General features: G+C 48.1%; 13 protein-coding genes and 2 pseudogenes. 7 read left to right on the top strand and 8 right to left on the bottom strand.

The window, feature by feature from the left end; translation table 11 throughout:
• Nucleotides 1-8 precede the first annotated feature (8 nt).
• From K2P83_RS00505 to K2P83_RS00485, 5 genes and pseudogenes are all read left to right on the top strand, one after another.
• A complete protein-coding gene (locus tag K2P83_RS00505; protein WP_292925904.1) occupies nt 9-1,214 on the top strand; it encodes an acetate/propionate family kinase in 1,206 nt (401 codons plus the stop codon).
• Nucleotides 1,215-1,216: 2 nt separating this feature from the next.
• Nucleotides 1,217-3,577 (top strand): phosphoketolase family protein, encoded by a 2,361-nt coding sequence (locus K2P83_RS00500; RefSeq protein ID WP_292925903.1) that lies wholly within the window; start codon nt 1,217-1,219, stop codon nt 3,575-3,577.
• A 171-nt stretch (nt 3,578-3,748) separates the two neighbouring features.
• A pseudogene (locus tag K2P83_RS00495) lies at nt 3,749-3,997 on the top strand (glycoside hydrolase family 43); the annotation flags it as partial.
• Nucleotides 3,994-4,665: pseudogene (locus tag K2P83_RS00490) on the top strand (ATP-binding cassette domain-containing protein); the annotation flags it as partial. The pseudogenes K2P83_RS00495 and K2P83_RS00490, both read left to right, overlap by 4 nt.
• 20 nt (nt 4,666-4,685) lie before the next feature.
• Nucleotides 4,686-5,093: an ABC transporter permease gene (locus K2P83_RS00485; RefSeq protein WP_292925902.1), complete on the top strand. Its 408-nt coding sequence runs from the start codon at nt 4,686-4,688 to the stop codon at nt 5,091-5,093.
• A 133-nt stretch (nt 5,094-5,226) separates the two neighbouring features.
• Here K2P83_RS00485 and K2P83_RS00480 read toward each other — a convergent pair whose 3' ends face one another.
• The 8 genes from K2P83_RS00480 to K2P83_RS00445 form a co-directional block, all read right to left on the bottom strand.
• Complete coding sequence (locus K2P83_RS00480; protein ID WP_292925900.1) at nt 5,227-6,981, bottom strand: hypothetical protein; 1,755 nt, start codon at nt 6,979-6,981, stop codon at nt 5,227-5,229.
• Nucleotides 6,982-7,494: 513 nt separating this feature from the next.
• Nucleotides 7,495-8,856 (bottom strand): FAD-dependent oxidoreductase, encoded by a 1,362-nt coding sequence (locus K2P83_RS00475; protein ID WP_292925899.1) that lies wholly within the window; start codon nt 8,854-8,856, stop codon nt 7,495-7,497.
• On the bottom strand, nt 8,834-9,619 hold the full coding sequence (locus tag K2P83_RS00470; protein ID WP_292925898.1) for a glycosyltransferase family 2 protein: 786 nt from the start codon (nt 9,617-9,619) through the stop codon (nt 8,834-8,836). The genes K2P83_RS00475 and K2P83_RS00470 overlap by 23 nt, the downstream gene beginning before the upstream one ends.
• A 37-nt stretch (nt 9,620-9,656) precedes the next feature.
• Complete coding sequence (locus K2P83_RS00465) at nt 9,657-10,646, bottom strand: polysaccharide deacetylase family protein (protein WP_292925896.1); 990 nt, start codon at nt 10,644-10,646, stop codon at nt 9,657-9,659.
• Nucleotides 10,643-11,809, bottom strand: a complete 1,167-nt coding sequence (gene wecB, locus K2P83_RS00460) for a UDP-N-acetylglucosamine 2-epimerase (non-hydrolyzing) (RefSeq protein ID WP_292925895.1) — start codon at nt 11,807-11,809, stop codon at nt 10,643-10,645. The genes K2P83_RS00465 and wecB overlap by 4 nt, the downstream gene beginning before the upstream one ends.
• Nucleotides 11,806-12,867: a lysylphosphatidylglycerol synthase transmembrane domain-containing protein gene (locus tag K2P83_RS00455; RefSeq protein WP_292925894.1), complete on the bottom strand. Its 1,062-nt coding sequence runs from the start codon at nt 12,865-12,867 to the stop codon at nt 11,806-11,808. The genes wecB and K2P83_RS00455 overlap by 4 nt, the downstream gene beginning before the upstream one ends.
• An 895-nt stretch (nt 12,868-13,762) precedes the next feature.
• Nucleotides 13,763-14,959, bottom strand: coding sequence for a catalase family protein (locus K2P83_RS00450; protein WP_292925893.1), 1,197 nt, complete (start codon nt 14,957-14,959; stop codon nt 13,763-13,765).
• A gap of 41 nt (nt 14,960-15,000) precedes the next feature.
• A complete protein-coding gene (locus K2P83_RS00445) occupies nt 15,001-16,125 on the bottom strand; it encodes a DUF1207 domain-containing protein (RefSeq protein WP_292925892.1) in 1,125 nt (374 codons plus the stop codon).
• 300 nt (nt 16,126-16,425) lie between these two features.
• Here K2P83_RS00445 and K2P83_RS00440 point away from each other — a divergent pair, with 300 nt between their 5' ends.
• Both K2P83_RS00440 and K2P83_RS00435 read left to right on the top strand, forming a co-directional pair.
• Nucleotides 16,426-16,650: a glycine zipper 2TM domain-containing protein gene (locus K2P83_RS00440; protein ID WP_292925891.1), complete on the top strand. Its 225-nt coding sequence runs from the start codon at nt 16,426-16,428 to the stop codon at nt 16,648-16,650.
• A gap of 141 nt (nt 16,651-16,791) precedes the next feature.
• A complete protein-coding gene (locus K2P83_RS00435) occupies nt 16,792-18,930 on the top strand; it encodes an EAL domain-containing protein (RefSeq protein ID WP_292925890.1) in 2,139 nt (712 codons plus the stop codon).
• Nucleotides 18,931-18,941: the final 11 nt, after the last annotated feature.

Below are 18,941 nucleotides of genomic sequence, written 5' to 3'. Positions count from 1 at the left end.
GGACCTTTATGACAGATCCTGTGCATATCCTGACCATCAATGGCGGCTCGTCGAGTATCAAGTTCGCGCTGTATCAAATAGGTGAACCGCTGGTGCGAATGCTGCATGGTAAGATTGATCGTATCGGCCTGCCTGACACAAGTTTGGAATTCAACGATCGAATTAGGAACCAGCGGGGTATTAGCAGCTTTGTAGCTTCCGATCCCAAATCGGCGGCTAATTCCTTGATTGACTGGTTTGGAAGGCAGCATGGTTTTGCTTCGATCAGGGCTGTCGGACACCGCGTAGTCCACGGCATGAAGCACACCGAACCAGTGATTGCAACCCAAGAATTACTGGATGAACTGCATCGCATCGTGCCGTTTGATCCAGAGCATTTGCCGCGTGAAATTGAATTGATCGAGGCGTTCCGCGAGCGTCGTCCGAAACTGCCGCAAGTGGCCTGTTTTGATACGGCGTTTCACCACACCATGCCGCGCGTGGCGAAACTGTTGCCAATTCCACGCCGATACGATGCGCAGGGTTTTCAGCGTTACGGTTTTCACGGTTTGTCTTATGCTTACCTAATGCAGGAACTTGAACGTCTGGCAGGTACGCAAGCAGCGAACGGGCGTGTCATTCTCGCGCACCTGGGCAACGGCGCGAGTCTGGCTGCGGTGCGCGATGGACGCAGCACAGACACGACGATGGGGTTGACACCCGCTGCGGGCCTGATGATGAGCACCCGTTCCGGTGACATCGACCCCGGGCTGATTTCCTTTCTGGCGCGAAGCGAGCGGATGACTGCGGAGCAATTTGATCGAATGATCAATCGCGAATCCGGGTTGCTCGGAATATCCGAAACCAGTTCCGACATGCGCGATCTGCTCGCAAGGGAAGCCGAAGATGTTCGGGCGGCTGAAGCGGTGGCGCTGTTTTGCTATCAGACGAAGAAAGGGATCGGTGCGTATGCCGCTGCGCTGGGTGGAATCGATACTCTGGTTTTCGCCGGCGGCATTGGCGAAAACGCGCCGCCGGTTCGTTTACGGATTTGCGCAGATCTCAGCTTCCTCGGTATTGAGTTGGATGAATTACGCAATGCGGAGAACGCGCAAGTGATTTCCGCGGACACCAGCCGGGTCGTGGTTCGCGTTATTCGAACCGATGAAGAATTGATGATCGCAAGATCGGTGTGTCATGTGCTCGGATTCGATACATCAATAAAGGAAATTTAAATATGAAAAAAAATACCAAGTCACTCTCTCCGGAATTGCTGCACAAGATGGATGCGTATTGGCGCGCTGCAAACTACCTGTCAGTTGGACAGATTTATCTCTTCGATAATCCCTTACTGAAGCAGCCACTCACGCTGGCGCACATTAAACCACGCCTGTTGGGTCACTGGGGCACGACACCGGGGCTAAATTTCATCTATGTGCATCTGAATCGAATCATCAAAGAACACGATCTCAGTATCATCTACATCACCGGTCCGGGGCATGGTGGACCGGGACTGGTCGCCAACACTTATCTGGAAGGCACGTATAGCGAGGTTTATCCAAATATCTCGCAAGACGAGGATGGCATGCAGCGGCTATTCAAGCAGTTCTCCTTCCCCGGAGGGATTCCCAGCCATGTTGCACCGGAGACACCCGGCTCGATTCATGAAGGTGGAGAGTTGGGTTATTCGCTGTCGCACGCTTTTGGTGCAGCATTCGATAATCCCGACCTGCTGGTCGCGTGTGTGGTCGGCGATGGTGAAGCGGAAACCGGTCCGCTCGCCACGAGCTGGCACTCGAACAAATTTCTCAATCCGGTTCACGATGGCGCGGTATTGCCCATCTTGCACTTGAACGGCTACAAGATTGCCGGGCCAACGGTGCTGGCACGCATTCCCCGCGATGAGCTGGAAGCATTGTTCCGTGGTTACGGTTATACGCCGTATTTCGTCGAAGGCGATGATCCGTTGGAAATGCACCAGCGTATGGCGGCAACACTCGACACTGTGATCGCCAACATCCAGAGCATCCAGCGCGACGCCCGCACGCATGGCTTCACGAAGCGTCCGCATTGGCCGATGATCATCCTGCGCTCGCCGAAGGGCTGGACTGGTCCGAAAGTCGTGGATGGAAAACCAACCGAGGGGACTTTTCGTTCCCACCAGGTGCCGATGGGTGACATGAGCCAGCCGGGGCATGCGAAGATTCTGGAAAAATGGCTGAAGCGTTATCGCCCACAGGAATTATTCGACGAAACCGGGAAACTCCTTGCCGAACTCGCCGAATTAGCTCCGCAAGGCATCCGTCGTATGGGCGCCAATCCGCATGCTAACGGTGGTTTGCTGTTAAGTGATTTACGCCTGCCGGATTTTCGCGACTATGCAGTGAAAGTGACGAAGCCCGGTACCGTAACCGCTGAAGCGACACGTACCCAGGGCGAATTCATCCGTGACGTTGTAAAATTGAATGCCACCAATTTCCGTGTGTTCAGTCCGGATGAGACGGCTTCGAACCGCTGGGGTGCGGTATTTGAGGTGACGAACCGTTGTTCGACGGCAGAAATTGTTCCAGGTGATGACCACGTTGCACCCGACGGCCGGATCATGGAGATGTTAAGCGAACATCAGTGCGAAGGCTGGCTGGAAGGCTATTTGCTCACCGGCCGCCACGGCTTTTTTTCCTGCTATGAAGCCTTCATTCACATCATCGATTCGATGTTCAATCAGCACGCCAAGTGGCTCAAGGTGGCGAATGAAATTCCGTGGCGGCGGCCGATTGCATCGTTGAACTACCTGCTTTCCTCTCATGTGTGGCGGCAGGATCACAACGGTTTCAGTCATCAGGATCCCGGCTTCATCGACCACGTTATCAATAAGAAAGCGGAAATCATCCGCGTCTATCTGCCGCCCGACGCAAATACGCTGTTGTCTGTCACCGATCATTGCCTGCGGAGCCGTAATTACGTGAATGTGATCGTCGCCGGTAAGCAACCTCAGCCGCAGTGGCTTGACATGGATGCAGCCATCAAACATTGCACCGCGGGCATCGGCATCTGGGAATGGGCCAGTAATGACCAGGGTGAAGAACCGGATGTCGTCATGGCGTGCGCCGGTGATGCGCCGACGATAGAAACTCTGGCTGCCGTCGAGCTGCTGTGGAAACATTTTCCCAAACTGAAAATACGGGTCATCAACGTGGTCGACTTGATGAGTCTCCAGCCGCAAAGCGAACATCCGCATGGCTTGAGCGATAAAGATTTTGATGACCTGTTCACCAAAGATAAACCCATCATTTTCGCTTATCACGGTTATCCATGGTTAATTCACCGGCTTACTTATCGCCGTACCAACCACGATAACCTGCATGTGCGTGGCTACAAGGAAGAAGGTACGACTTCGACGCCGTTTGACATGGTAGTGATGAACGATCTGGACCGTTTTCACCTCGTCGCCGATGTTATTGACCGCGTGCCGCAACTCGGTTCACGCGCGGCTTACGTCAAACAAGCGATCCGCGACAAATTGATCGAGCACAAACAATATATTAATCAATACGGCGAGGACATGCCGGAAATCCTTAATTGGAAATGGGAAGGATAATTTCACGATTATTGCAATTTTTGCAGGATAAAACGGAGCACGCGTGTAGCCGTTGCACATAGGTGAGATTCGCTTGTGATAATACTTTTCCACGGATAATCTATTCAAAATATCATGACGTATAAGGCAAGTTGGCTATTTGTCTTGATGAGTTTAACGGGATGCAAAGCAGCGTTGCCAAATTATGTCATACCGGCCTAAGCCAGTTTTGTCGCCAGCGTTGCTCAGTTTACGCCGAAAACGGTAGAAACCGAGAGCGAACGACTCAAGTTGATGTTTCGTGTGCGTGCGAGAATCGATCCCCATTTGCTGAAACAGCATATCGATCAAGTGAAGACCGGTGTGCCGGGTATGGCCTATGTAAAACTTGACTCGGCCGCCGCATGGCCAACAAACCTCGAAATCAAATTGCCAAAATGAACCAGGAGGCGTTAACAGCTCTGGTAGTACGTATAAATGGGGTTAGTTTACGTTACGGCAATACGGTAGCACTTGACAACCTGAATCTGGAAATTCCTGCAAACCGCATGGTTGGCCTGATCGGACCAGATGGTGTTGGTAAATCCAGCCTGATGGCGTTGCTGACCGGCGCACGTAAACTACAAACCGGAAAAATCGAAACGCTGGGTGGAGATATCGCCGATGCCAATCATCGCATAACAGTATGTCCGCGTATTGCTTATATGCCGCAAGGATTAGGCAAGAATCTGTATCTGACCCTATCGGTATTTGAGAATATTGATTTTTTTGGTCGTTTATTTGGGCACCAGAAAACCGAGCGACTTCGCCGTATCGACGAACTGCTGGATAGTACTGGCTTGGCGCCGTTTAAGGAGCGCCCTGCTGGCAAATTATCCGGGGGCATGAAACAGAAACTCGCTCTGTGCTGAGCGCTGATTCACGATCCCGACTTGTTGGTATTGGATGAGCCGACCACTGGCGTCGATCCGCTATCGCGCGCTTTGTTCTGGGATCTAATCGCTCGGCTACGAAACCGGCGAGAGGGAATGAGTGTACTCGTTTCCACCGCTTACATGGATGAAGCGGAGCGTTTCGACTGGCTGGTGGCAATGGATGACGGCAAAGTATCATCGCTGGAATGGTGTCTATGATTGTCATCGTACAAGGGCTGCTCGAAGTGCCGCTACAAGGCTCGTTGACTCTATTTTTGGCCAGTATGACTCTCTTTCTTTTCACCACCACATCGCTAGGTATTCTCCTGGGCACCGTGGCACGGTCGATGCCGCAACTTGGTTTACTATTGTTGATTATTTTGCTGCCCCTAGAGATGCTGTCTGGCGGACTTACTCCACGCGAAAGTATGCCTGAGCTGGTTCAGAACATCATGCTGGTGGCACCGACCACTCATTTTGTCTCGCTTTCCCAAGCCATCTTGTATCGTGGGGCTGGATTTTTCATCATTTGGCCACAATTACTTGCGCTGTTAGCGATTGGCACGGTGTTTTTCATTCTGGCTCTTGCTCGCTTTCGCAAGACCATCAGTTCGATGGCATAAATAAATTTGCTCCGCGCGTCCTGTACCTATCCCCGTGGCAAGGCTACGGAGAATCACAAGTTCAACTTGCGATTCCCAAAGTCTCTATCTATGAGCTTTTTTGGTAAAAGACCGACAACCCGACGAATCACTACTACTCAGCAATCCCATACAGCACAAAAGGTGGTTCTGACAGGAGAACTTTAAGTTTTAATGGAGGCATATCTGGTAAAGGGTATCCATCGACACTAAGAATATACAAAGGAATTTTGTTTCTCCGCAAAACCTCCAAATCCGAATAGACAAGGGTTGTACAAAATACCAAAGGTTCCAATAGCGTTGGAACTCGCGCAGTACAAGGGATGGGTTTATCTTGGTTCGGAAGTTTTGTTAAAAAAATATCGGAATTTTCTGGATATTTTTTACCAAAATACCGGATTAGTCCTATGTAGCTTTCGAGTCCGAATAAATATCCGACATTGTAATCTGGCCATAATAAATAAGCTGGTCTTTCAGGAACATATAAATAATCTCCTAATACTCGTATTTTTGAATACTCAAAGGTTCGGCGCTCAGATATTGGACGAACGAGGAGACCCAGCCTTGAATCTTGATACGGTGAAGCAGGCCCGATAGTGGCATTTCTCACCAATGAAGGAAATAGGTGTCTGTGAATTTCAGATGGCAGATAGCTAATTACCAAGTTACGGGTTTCTTGCTGTATCAGGGAATTGGGAGCAAATGCGATGACCATCAGAATACCCGATGCTATTAACAAAGGGCGAATTATTCGCTGCTTGATAAAATTTTGCAGAATCGAACTCCAGCCCTCACCACAAAGAACCAGAAGTGGCAGTACTATATCAAAACTCATACGTGTTTGAACTGCGCGCCCATTCAAACTATCAACCACCATAGGAAGTAGTGCTAATACAAGCCATGCCATTGCAAAACGAACCAAAGGATCGCGCCACATCGGCACCGCCGCGCAAGCCCCTACCCACAGCAATCCGCCGGCAATTGCAATTTTAAATAAACTCATGACTGGTGCCCCAGAAAACAATTCCTTAGTTGCAGAGGAGAAGTTCGCTAAGGTTTGCAGATTGACTAGTGGGGAAAACCACCATGCATATATCACGTAAAGGCACAACGAAACCAAGCCAGCGGCGATGATGCTTGGAACAGCATCAAACTTTTTCGACATTATTAGTGCCGCTAACAATACCGTTGAGAAAATTATTCCCGGCAAAGTTGCATCAATTCGGATGAAAAAAACCAAGAAAAGCAAACAACCCGCAAAAGCTCCGATTGCTAGAGATCGGCGCTCAACAGCTCGCACTAACATCACAGCGAACAAAGCCAAGATTACGAACGCTGGGGGTTCGCTCAGTAAGTGTCCTTGAAGTCCACGATAACTATCTGAGGCAATATAGGACAATGCCCCAACGGAGTAACCTGCCCACCAAATAGAATCGGGTTTTTTAGATCGAAATAGGACGGCCAAGCGCGAACCAAGAACTACACAAAGGGTTACACCCAGTGCCATGAAGACTCGATACAACCATTGCATTGCTACAAGCGCAGTTTCAGTTGTACCAAATAGCCGACCAACTTCACCGAGTAAAAGAACATGCCCAATGCGTGTAAAGTGCCAAAGCAAACGGTTTGGTTGAAGCGGGATATCATGAGCATGTTGACGATAGTCGGCCAACATTGGTGTCTCTGCCGCTCTTTTGGAAATGTCCACGTAGATCACTGCATCCCAGTGAGTTTCTTCGAGAGGAGCCAGATCAGAATGGAACAACAATGCAGTAAAGAATACTATAAGCAACACACAGGCAATGCGTAAAGAGAACCAAGAAAAATTGTCAAGTTCATTGGCAGTGCGCGAGTACGACTTGGAATTCAAGGCTATCCTTACTTTAGTTGTCTCGTTGTCAAAGCCGAATAGATCTTTCTCATTCGGATTTGATAATTTTTTCCTGCCGCTTAACCCTGATTACTCGATGTAAACTTCAGGATCAGCAGGCTTTTCTGTATATTTAGCGAGAAATAATGATGGGAAGGAATGATTGCTGATTTTGATTTTTCCAGGACAATGTGTTGAGCATTGTTATGTTCCAATGCCGCCATGTTAGTCAATTGGGCCTAATTCTGATTCGCACTGGGAACTGCACTAGTAATCATTCAATCCCATCAGGTAATATTTTTTATTAGAACGGGAGTATTTTCAAGATCTCGTAGTGCAATAATCCAATCTCTGAAATCATAGATACTGTCAAGCACCAGATAATAAACGTATTTTCTTCGTGACTCTTATATCAACTCAATTGAGCTACACCACTCACTTTGACTTTCTCCAGAAATCCATACCTAATTCACTTCATCACTTTGTTTTGCCAAATTTAAATCATCCGATCTATTATACCTGACTGAGCAGTTCGTCAATGACCCTGTGTGCTAAACCAGCGGCACCATCCCAGGAAGTAACCACCGGGTAGACTTGCGTGGTCGTAGCTAAATATAATTTTCCCGGAAGCAAGGTTGTAGGTGGTTTGCGCCGTTGATAACCCGTGGTATAAATCGGCTCTACGAAAGGTGACCGAAACACAAACCGGTCAATCACATCTTCATCCACAAGGTCAGGAAAAAGCCGCTTCAGCCCGACCATGTAGGCATCCAAAATCTCAGCATCACTTTGGTGAAACCTTAAGTCCGTACGATGTACATAGTTCATCAAATAAATCAAATGCATGCCAGCGGTATCGGTTTTCTCAAGCAGTGTCGTACTCTCCACAATACCCTGAAACGGAATCTCTTCATCAATCGTAGCAACCCAATAATGCTTGGTAAATCCACGGCGCAACGTGAACACGGCATTAACCACGCCTTGCATATCGATTCCGGCGTCAATTTGTTCGGCAACGCTAGCTAATTGACCATCCGCCATTGCTTTGCGTAGCGCAAAAATAGGAGTTGTTACTACAACGCGATCATACACATGAGGATTTTCCTGTGCGACATGGACTGTCGGTCGTCCGTCTTCCGTAAGATCCAATTTCTCCATGGGCGTTTGTAATCTAATTGTGCCGCCCCGTGCTTCAATTGCTTCAACCAAAGCAGCTATGATGCGTCGGTAGCCACCACGGATGTATCCTTTGCATTCCTTTTTTCCACCGCCTTTTTCACGGTTGACGCGTGTCCAAAACCAGAGAGCGGGGACTTCATGATAACGATCACCGAATTTTGCTTGCAGCATTGGCTTCCAAAAGGTTTCAAAGGCACGATGCCCAGAAATCTTACTCAACCATTCAACACAAGTTACATCGTCTAGTCCATCTGATGAACAAACACTTCCCCACAAACCGGTCAGACCAACACGTATTCTATCAACGAAGGAAAGCGGACTGAATCGTAACAGTTCGAGCGGCGTATTGAGGCCATACAGCTGTCCATCGCGCATAAACCCAAAACTAGTTTCTTTCCAATAAATCTCATCCTCGAGACCGAGCTCGCGCAAAACGCCAAGGAGGTGTCGATCACTTGGCAACATGCAATGATAAAACCGTTCAAGATATACATTCCGATACTGGAAGAAAGTTCCCAGACCGCCAAGCTGATCAGAGGCTTCGTAGACAGTTACGCGTGCACCTGCCTTGGCGAGTAAATAAGCTGAGACCAGGCCACCGATTCCGCCACCCACCACGGCAATGTTCAATGATGTGCCGATGATGCCGGATATATTAGTAGTGCCAATATCGTTAGGATTTTTTATCAAGGTCATGTTTTTCTCGCTCTGATGCTACACGCCAGGAGACCGGCAACAATCCGCGAATCAATGTAATTAAGTAACGCCACATCGTAGGCAGGATGCGCATCTTACTGGCGCCTTCTTTAAGGTCGTATCGGAGTATAAGTGGTACTTCTGAGGCGCGAGCATGCAATGCGCGCAAGTTCAGCAGTAGCTCGAACATACAAGAAAAACCATTTTCGCGTATGAAGTTGTCACCAAACTTGTCGATCAGATTACGTAGCGTCTCGGCGCGGTAAGCACGAAATCCACAGGTGTAGTCACGCACGCCTGGATAACGGATCAATGTACGAATTCCAGCGCTTGAAAGATGACTCAGGAAAATACGAAACGGTGGCACACCGATTTCCTGTGCGCCAGGTTGAAATCGAGACGCAATGACTACGTCAAAACCTGTTTCGAGGCGCTCTACCATACTTTTGATCAATCCTGGGTCTTGCGAGTTGTCTGCGTCCAATGTAATCACAACATCACTTTCTTGCGCCGAGGCCTTGAGACCTGTGCGCATTGCTGCACCAAGGCCCATGTTTTTAGGATGCTGTACCAGCTCTACCGGCATTTGTGCCGCTGCGTCACGTACAATCTGTGCAGTCCGATCACGAGAACCATCGTCGACCACAAGAATTCGATAATCGGCCCATCCATCAAGGGCAAGTTTGATTCGGCTCAACAATGGGGGAAGATCTCTTTCCTCATTGTATGCGGGTAACATTACTGTAATTTTTTTATCTAGCATTTTTCCTCAGCACATTGTCATTGTAATAGGGGGATTATCAATCGTTCGGTTCGACTTCCATTAAGTTTTTTCGAGTGGCTACAACTGCAGCGTGTTCACCAACTGAACGTACATCGAATCGATGAACCATACTATCCAGACATCGTTCAACTATGGCAATCTTCTGTTGACTACTCATCCTCATGGAGGGAAAGAATTGCAGCCGGGGCACATCTTCACCACCCAGAAAGTCAAGCGGATGTAGCAATATCGATGGCTCTACGCCGAACAGTCGGCACGTCCATAGTGCTGTATTGAAATAGGTTTGAGCCAGCACTGTGGAGAATCCGGCTAAATACATCACATAGCTCAAATGGATCGGAATGCGGATGCCCGGGAAAGTCGTTACAGGCATTTCCAGCAAAGAAGTTTCATTGAGACGCCAGCGATATGGCTTGAGTGGCCGGAGTCCGTCTTTCCAGCTGCCAAATAGACGATTCAAGCGTTCGCGTTGTTCGGCATTAAATTGTCCGGTCGCAAAATAATAGGCGCGCGCAATCGGACCAATAAAACTAGGCAATGAACTGGCATCGTAGGCATAGCCACGTCGAGCGAGCACGCGCAGCATAGTTGATGATTGACTGTAGCCTGGGCCGCGAAAACCAATTGGCTTTTGACCGGTCGCGGCTTGGATGTGCCGCTCAGCTTCTGCCAGTTCCTGCTCGAGATCATGTTCAGAGAACAGGTGCAACCAAGGATCATGGCGCAGAGAGTGATTTCCTATTTCGTGCCCAGCACTTGCAATTTGTGCTAACGCTTCGTGGTTGTATTCGAGAGCCGCATCTTGGCCAACTACAAATACCGTGATTAGCAGCTTGCGATGTGCAAGTACGTGCAGCATTCGTGGAACAACGGTAGAGAGATATGAAGGATAGGATTCCCAAGCTGGGTTACCGTGTGTCTTCAGGTAGGCCCACTCGTTATCCAAATCCAACGACAGGCTAGCCAGTGGCTTGCCATTTTGAGGAGGTTGTGTTTGATTCATCATACGCCACCCTCTCCAGCAGTTAGAAATTGTGCGACGGCCGAAGCGATCTGTTCCCCGGCATTACCTTTACCAAATGGGTTTTCCGTAGTAATCGCTGTATCAAACCATGATTTGTCTAAAAGAGTCGCCTCAAGCATCTCTTCAAGACGCTCTCCTGAGTGACCGACAAGTCGCCCAATACCACAATCAATCACTTCGGGCCGTTCAGTCGTATCACGCAGGATTAACAGTGGCTTACCCAGTGAAGGCGCCTCTTCTTGAACACCCCCGGAATCAGAGATCACTAACCATGCGCGTGAGAGTAAGTGCAGAAAATCGTCATATTTGAGCGGGTCAACGCAGTGGATTCGCTCTGCACCGGTAAATTCAGCATCAACCACGGCACGCACCGATGGATTCGGGTGTACTGGAAAAACAAGTTCAACATCTTGATGTCGTCCTACAAATCGCCGGAGCGCTTTCAGGTGTGATGACATAACCTGTCCGAAATTCTCTCGACGATGTGTCGTCAGTACAATCAAACGCTTACCTGCAAAACTGTCAAGAAATTTAGAGAATGACGACGAAGCTGGAGAGCGTGCAAGAATGTGCTGGAGTGCGTCAACAACCGGGTTTCCAGTGAGTACAATAGATTTTTTCTGGACACCTTCAGACAGTAAAATCTCAACATTCTTTGGGGTGGCGGCGAAATGGAGATCCGCCAATTGAGTAATTAGCCGACGATTCATTTCTTCTGGGAATGGGCTATGGCGATTACCAGTGCGCAGGCCTGCTTCAACGTGAGCCACGGGTATCCGTGCATAAAAAGCTGCCAATGCACCGGCAATTGCTGTTGTCGTGTCACCCTGAACTAAAACTAGATCTGGCCGTTCCGCTTGAAGCAATGGTTCTAGCGCTTCAAGCACTCGCGCCAATACGGCATTAGGCGTTTGACCAGGCATCATAACCGCTAAGTCATGATCAATGCTTATGTCAAGTTCGTGTATAAAGGGTCGCAGTAAGTCTGTATGCTGCGAGGACGAAACATTAATGCTGCGCAAAGTGTCGTGACTTCGTTCAATAGCCCATATAACCGGTGCCAGCTTAATTATCTCTGGCCGGGTTCCAAAGAGTGTCAGAATTGTTTTCACATTGTTACGATTAACTCCTGATCTTGCGGTCATAATGACTTCTCCTCTACTGGCACTGTTACGGAATCTTGCTGTATTTTTTTTCCTCTTCTATCGATTTCGGCAGACCATTTTTTTGATGCAATTCGTCTGTCAATTTTGCCGACCTTTATCCAACAAATCATACCAATAAGCATATAGGGTAAATTCAAGCAGACTGTGTAGATAACTGAGGCTGCAAAGGGAATCTGTGTTTCATGAAGTGCCATCGAAAGACCTAATGTAAAAGCTAACTGTGTCGTACCCAATTGGGCTGGAGAGGACGGTAATGTGAGGCCAATCACCAGAAGGACCCATACTGAAATTGCCATCGCGATTGTCAGTGTATAACCAGCCGAATATACACATAACCAGATTGCGCCGATAATGCAAGCCCATTGTAATACAGATAGCAAGAAGACATTGATTACTATAGCAGGATTGCTCAATGCTGAAAAACCCACAAGACCACGCTTGAGTTGACTTTTACTTAGTTCCAGAAACTTCTCTGGGAGGAGACTAATTACCAACAATCTTAAATGATATCGGACTTTCGAAGGCGTCGAAAGCACCGCAATGGTTAGCAAACCTACCCCAACCATAAATAGGGCGATAAATCCAGCGATAGCAACATACTCCGGCAACTGCGGGTCAATAATTAAAAGGACGCCGAACAGTGCCACTACCACCATAAAATCAAAAAGTCGTTCGACCCCTATCGATGCAAGGATCGCGGTCGTTGCAATGTGTGATCTCCGCCCAATCAGCACAGCCCTGACGATCTCCCCGGAATGAGCGATACTTAGATTGGCTGCAGTACCGATATAAGTTGCAGAATGTAAAGTAGAAATCCCTACGTGGGCCACTGGCCCTAAAATAACTGCCCAGCGCCAAGCCTTAATCAGCATGAATAACATCCCAGCCGGTAAAACCAGTAAAGCTGGCATCAACTCAGCAGCCCGGAGACTCTCTAACGCAGAATGCGTATCGATTTCACGCATTGAGAACCAGAAAAAGAAGGCTCCTATCACAATGCCATACATTGTCCATTTATACTTATTTTTTATTGTCATTAGGTTGTTGTATATCTGTATAGTACATAAGAATATATATTATATAGGAAATGCTATTCCGCGATTAACTGTTGAATGAAATTTCCAAAACCAAAAATAAAAGCGCTATATTTTATTTCTTGTATTCTCCAGCGAAATTATAAGAAACAATACTACTAAGTCGTTACATAATCCATTGTGTGAGACGGCGGTCATAGGCATTGGCACAATTCAACGACACATTGCAAAATAGCTTTAGACATCTGCTCCAGCAAAGGCTTCATTACATTTCTCACATTCCGAATACGGTACTCTCGAATCGATTGCGATACTATGAGACCTAGTGTAATGACTACGAGACACCTTAGATAATGAAAATAGAAAGGGAATATCCCTACAATTTATCTCTAAGGGTTCGGTTTACCGCCCCTTGGGGCGGAGAGCTGGTTGAAAACCAGCAGATTAAAGAGCGCAGGTAGCACTCCTCTGCTTGCGGTGGGGTGCTTTATTTGAAACGGAAATGACTTACAATTGTGAACCCCTTTTTAGGGGGCGCAAATAATTTTGCGTAATGACCATCTAACACAAATTTTCCCCGAGCAGTTTCCGATGATCCTGCCACCAAATCAGGCTGCCTGAGATTTATTAACCAATCTTGTCAGTAAGATAGCTGCTTTAGAATTACAAATTTTTAAACTTTGAAGTAGGAAGGAATCCAGCTTTTTTCGATAATGTAATCAGGCAAGTGATTAAAATCAAACGCTTCACCGTCTTTAATCATTTGTTTGATGTCAAATAGCTTGGTCACTTCCGGAATATCGTTAAAGAACAGGGTGTAAAATGGCTTTACTAACCATTTGGAAATTCGTATTCCGATAGGGCCTATGAAATTTCTTCGTGCCTGACATGGGCGACTTCATCTTTCATTACCCGTCGGCTCAACAGGCTTGACAGCGTTTATGCTGCGCCTGAGATTGGCAGTGGATGTGTAAACCACTTTGCGGATTCGATTGACCCCGCCGAGCGGACGATGTTCGATTACTGAGTGCCAGGGCGTGTACGAAAGATTCTCACAGAATTTGTGCTGCTCCGGCTTATCAAAGTCCTGTTTGGGGATCGTGATCGTGGCGACTTTGAAAAAAGGCGCTGCGCTCTCTTCCCATTCGTTTGTAGCCATCTCGACGCTGAGTGCTGTGCCTGCCGCTGTGCGAGTATCTCGCGTCTGAATCAGGAAATCGAAACAAGCGGCATCTGTGTCGAGATGATTCTTCATTGCTGTGCGCAGGTAATTGGGATCTTCGAGTTGATCTGATTGGGGAGTGTTGTCCAATTGCCTGCAAGGTTTTGCAGAAAATTTCATAGCGCGGCGGCTTGAGCCGGCGCCAAGCTGATAAGGCACCATCGACCAGTAGCGCGCGTAAAGCGGGCTTCTGATTTTCTTACCATTGATTTTTGCCGCAATGATTGATCCTTCGATTCCGAGCGAAAGGGGTGCGGACAATCGAGCCAGCAGATTGGAACTGCTGAGCGACTCGATCAGACTCAGATATTTCTGTGGATCGTTGATGAAGAATACAGGGTGATTGATCATCACGAAATCCTGAGTATGGCTCTCGTCGGGCAAGAGTTTTTCCCCGGGAACACCCATCAGTTTGATTGCCATGCCGCGCCCGTCACCTTCTTTATCTTCGCGTGTTGCATCACTGTCGCCGTTTGAAAAGCGAATCCAAGCCTTATAGCTCGCACCAGACTGGAAGATGCCGTGCTGATGCTCATCCTGCAGTGTCTGATTAACCTGAAAATCTGCCAGTACACAGCCATGTGCTTTAGAGTGAACATGGCGAAGCGCGGGAAGATCGTTTGCATAGCGTGACTTGATCGTTTGCTGAATACTTTCCGTGATGGCCAACGTTGTTGCTCCCTCTTTCGGCCACGGTGATTCGCCGAGTTCTGCGTCAAATTCGATGTTACTGGCTAGCACCGATTGACTGTCAGATAGTTTTGTATTCGCGATCGTGCTGTCTTGCGGGGTACTGCAAGAGGTTACAAGCACTAAGCTTGACAAAAGTATTGCAAGAATTGGCAAAGTTGGGTAGGGGACTAATGGGTGCATGATAGTGGTCTCATAGCAAAAGGAATGGGATTCAAGCCGGGCTAATAATGGTAATGTAGCCCGAGGCCGATGTATTCGACTTTCTCCCTAAAAAACTGACCAGTAGGAGAATTGCCATTGAAATATTCGGCCAACACTTGAAATTTTCTGTTGAAGGTCTGAAAATTATCGAATTGCACGCCAGCCCGGGCGGATATATCGGCGTTCCAATTGTTTTGCTCATGATTCTTGACGTCAACCGCCATAATTGGACGCATTGCTGCGCTTTCTATGCGCCATGGACTTCTAAATTCCATCCCATATTGCACTGACCAAGGCTTGATAGTCGATGGTTCTTTGTGAAAAATACCACCGCCTCCGCCATAGACTCTTACCCCATAGGGAAGCTCATAAGAAAGTTTGAGATCGATGCCTTCGTAGCTAAGGTTGACGCGTTCCAGGCTGGTTTGTGATCTCAGTAAAAATTCATCGCCAAGATGAGAGCTTTGATGATAGATACGGGCAAACGCCGATGCGTCTTTCGCGCGCATACTGGAATAGGCTGACGCAATAAAATCCGTGTTGATGAGATCTTTTGAAGAAGCACCCAGATTAAAGTCACTAAAGACGGCGGCCTGAATACCTGTTTCCCATTGCACAATGGATCGCCCGATATTAGCGCGATAAAACGGTATCGTTTCACCGAAACTAACTGAGCCATTGTTATTTCCATCAATCTCGTTGCCTACATAATTGCGATAAGCGGCTGAGAAATGAGCCCACCGTGGATCGGCGAGTAACGGCTTAAACAAATGGCCTTCTGGCAGAAAACCCGTAGCTAGCAGTGTTGAGCCTATTACAGGTGCGCTTTTTTTTGGGGTGATTTCTTTATCCGGCACGGAAGCGGTTGCGACAGATCGCTGAACGGCGTGTTCTCCCACTTCCACTCGGGTGACGCCTGGAATCTCGGAAAGTATCTGCACAACTTTGGCGCGATCTCCTGCTGATACTTTATCGGCTGGTATCGTAATAGTACCGTTACGTACAATTACTGCAGGCGCATCAATTAGGAACTGATGTTTGAGAATTCCTGCAGCGTAACCAGCGATATAGGAATCATCAGGCGTTGCAGCATTCACAATGGATGACCCAAATAGCATGAATGCGATGATTGGCAGAAGGTGCATAGTATTCCTTATTTTTTAAAAATTTAACTTGAATAACGTTTAACCACGAGGGCATTTTTTTGTCATCCATCTATTCCCCAACTGACTATTTCTTATAGGAACAGGAATTATTAATTTGCGATCATCCGGTCTAGCAGACGGTTATCAGGAAGCGGAGAAAAAAACATTTACCCAATCAAATTATTGCAGGGATCGTATATTGAGTATGTGCGACAGCGCACGGATGTTCATGGGTGTTGAGAATAATATTAAAAACATAAGAATTTCCTTTTATCCATATGTTTAATAAAGAGGTGTCCAATGAAAACAATACGAAGATTTTCAATCACTACGTTAGTTGTCGCTGTGATACTCAGCTTAAATGGTTGTGCCGGGATGTCAGCGCGGGATAGGAACACTGCGATCGGCGCTGGCGTTGGCGCTGTCGGTGGTGCTGCCCTTACCGGTGGAAGCGCTCTCGGAACGGTTGGCGGCGCAGCGGTTGGTGGCGTCGTCGGTCACGAAGTCGGCAAAGGTAAAAAGTAGCGGCAATAGCTACACGAAGCTCCACCTGAAGATTAAATTCCGCTTATCTTTCAATTGCGTGCCGTTGCAACAAAATGGGCGGGCGAGAGCTAGCTTAACCAAGCCTATGAGTCACTTACCCTTACTTTGAGAAAAGATCGCATGGCGAATCGAATTCTGATTATCACGCGCGATGCCACTGACGCCGAGTCGCTGATGATTGTGCTTGGCGAAGCAGAAGATGGCGCATTCGACACTGAATGGGTCACATGCCTCTCCGATGGACTTGAGCGGCTGCAGGTAGGTGATATCGACGCTATTCTAGTGGATTTGTTTCTGCCCGACAGTCAAGGCATTGCAACATTTGATCAGCTGTTCGCGGCCGTGCCTCAAACACCGATCTTAACGCTCCATGCGACAGATAATAAAATGCTTGCGAAGGAAACAATGCTGCGCGGCGCGCAAGGTCATCTGTCGAAAGATTACTTTAGCAACACTCTGGTACCGCACTCGCTTCGTAATATCATCCAGCGCAAGGCCATCGAGGAGTCTCTCTTCATAGAGAGAACCCGCGCTGAAATCACGCTCAACTCCATCAGCGATGCAGTCATCAGCACGGATATGGAGGGCAATATCGATTATTTAAATATTGCAGCGGAGAATATGACCGGATGGTTGAAAGAAGAAGCACGCGGGCATCCAATTCGCGAAGTGATGCGAATTAGTAATGGCAAGACTTACAACCCAGTGACAAATCCGGTCGAGGTGGTGTTGCAGCAAGACAAGCCGATGACATTGGCTGCGGATACGATTTTGATCCAGCGTGACGGAAGCGAAGTGGTGATTGAAGATTCCGCCGCACCGATCCACGATTCAAGCGGGCGGATACGTGGCGCAGTGATTGTGTTCCACGATGTCACGCCAGCGCGGGCGATAGTCGCGAAAATGGCCTATCTGGCGCAGCACGATTCGCTGACTAATTTGCCGAACCGCGCATTGCTGCATGATCGTATCACTCAAGCCATAGAGTTGGCAAAACGGCGTGGTACTAGCCTTGCCCTGCTATTTCTAGATCTGGATAATTTCAAGCACATTAATGATTCGCTCGGACATGCAACCGGCGATCAGCTCCTGCAATCCATAGCACAAGACCTGAGCACCTGTGTGCGTAGTTCCGATACGGTTAGCCGGCTGGGCGGGGACGAATTCGTGATTCTGCTGACACAGGACAAGCACGCACAAGATGCTGCCTTGACTGCTGACAAGATACTGGCTGTGCTGGCAAAGCCACACGCTATTGCTGAACATGTTCTATATGTAACGACCAGCATCGGAATCAGTGTTTATCCCGTAGATGGTCAGGACCCGGAAACATTGATCAAGAATGCGGATATCGCGATGTATCACGCGAAGGAAAGAGGCCGGAACAATTACCAGTTTTTCAAGAATGACATGAACCTCCGTGCGTTTGAGCGATTAGCCATTGAGACGCATCTCCGGTATGCGCTGACGCGCCAGGAATTCGTCTTGTATTACCAGCCCAAGGTCAACCTGGATAGCGGGAAGATCACCGGTACCGAGGCATTGTTGCGTTGGCAGCATCCGGAATGGGGTTTAGTGCTGCCGGATCGGTTTGTGCAAATTGCAGAAGATTGCGGCTTGATCGTGCCGATTGGCCGCTGGGTGTTACGTGAAGCCTGCGCGCAGGCTATGCGCTGGGAAGCAGCGGGACTGAAACTGGGATCAATCGCCGTGAATATCTCGGCGCTGGAATTTCGCTTCAAAGATTTCGTTGCGGGCGTGCAATTAATTTTGAACGAAACTGGGTTTGATCCCCGTCGCCTGCAACTGGAAATTACCGAAAGCGTGTTGATGCGCGATGTCGAATCCAGCAACCTGATACTTCAGCAACTTAAGAATATGGGGATACAGCTGGCGGTAGATGATTTTGGCACAGGCTACTCCAGTTTGAGTTATCTGCATCAATTTTCGATTGATATCCTCAAAATCGACCAATCGTTTGTGCGGGATATCAGTTGTGATAATGGAATCATCGCGAGCGCGGTCATTGCCATGGGCGCCAGCCTTAAACAATTGGTAATTGCCGAAGGTATAGAGAAACAGGATCAGTTAGCCTTTCTGAAAACACAGCATTGTGAAGAAGGGCAGGGGTATTTATTTAGCCGGCCGATTATTGCGGAGCAATTTGCACAACTGCTGGAAACGGGGCCACTGGGGCAATTCGGTAAGCAAGAAAATCAGGGAAGTAATGATGAGTACCGTAGCGCAACCATTGAGTAAAATACAACAAC

The organism is Nitrosomonas sp. (assembly GCF_019752415.1).
Classification (GTDB): domain Bacteria; phylum Pseudomonadota; class Gammaproteobacteria; order Burkholderiales; family Nitrosomonadaceae; genus Nitrosomonas.
Note: the sequence above shows the minus strand (reverse complement) of the source record. Positions and strands in the feature narration are given on the sequence as shown.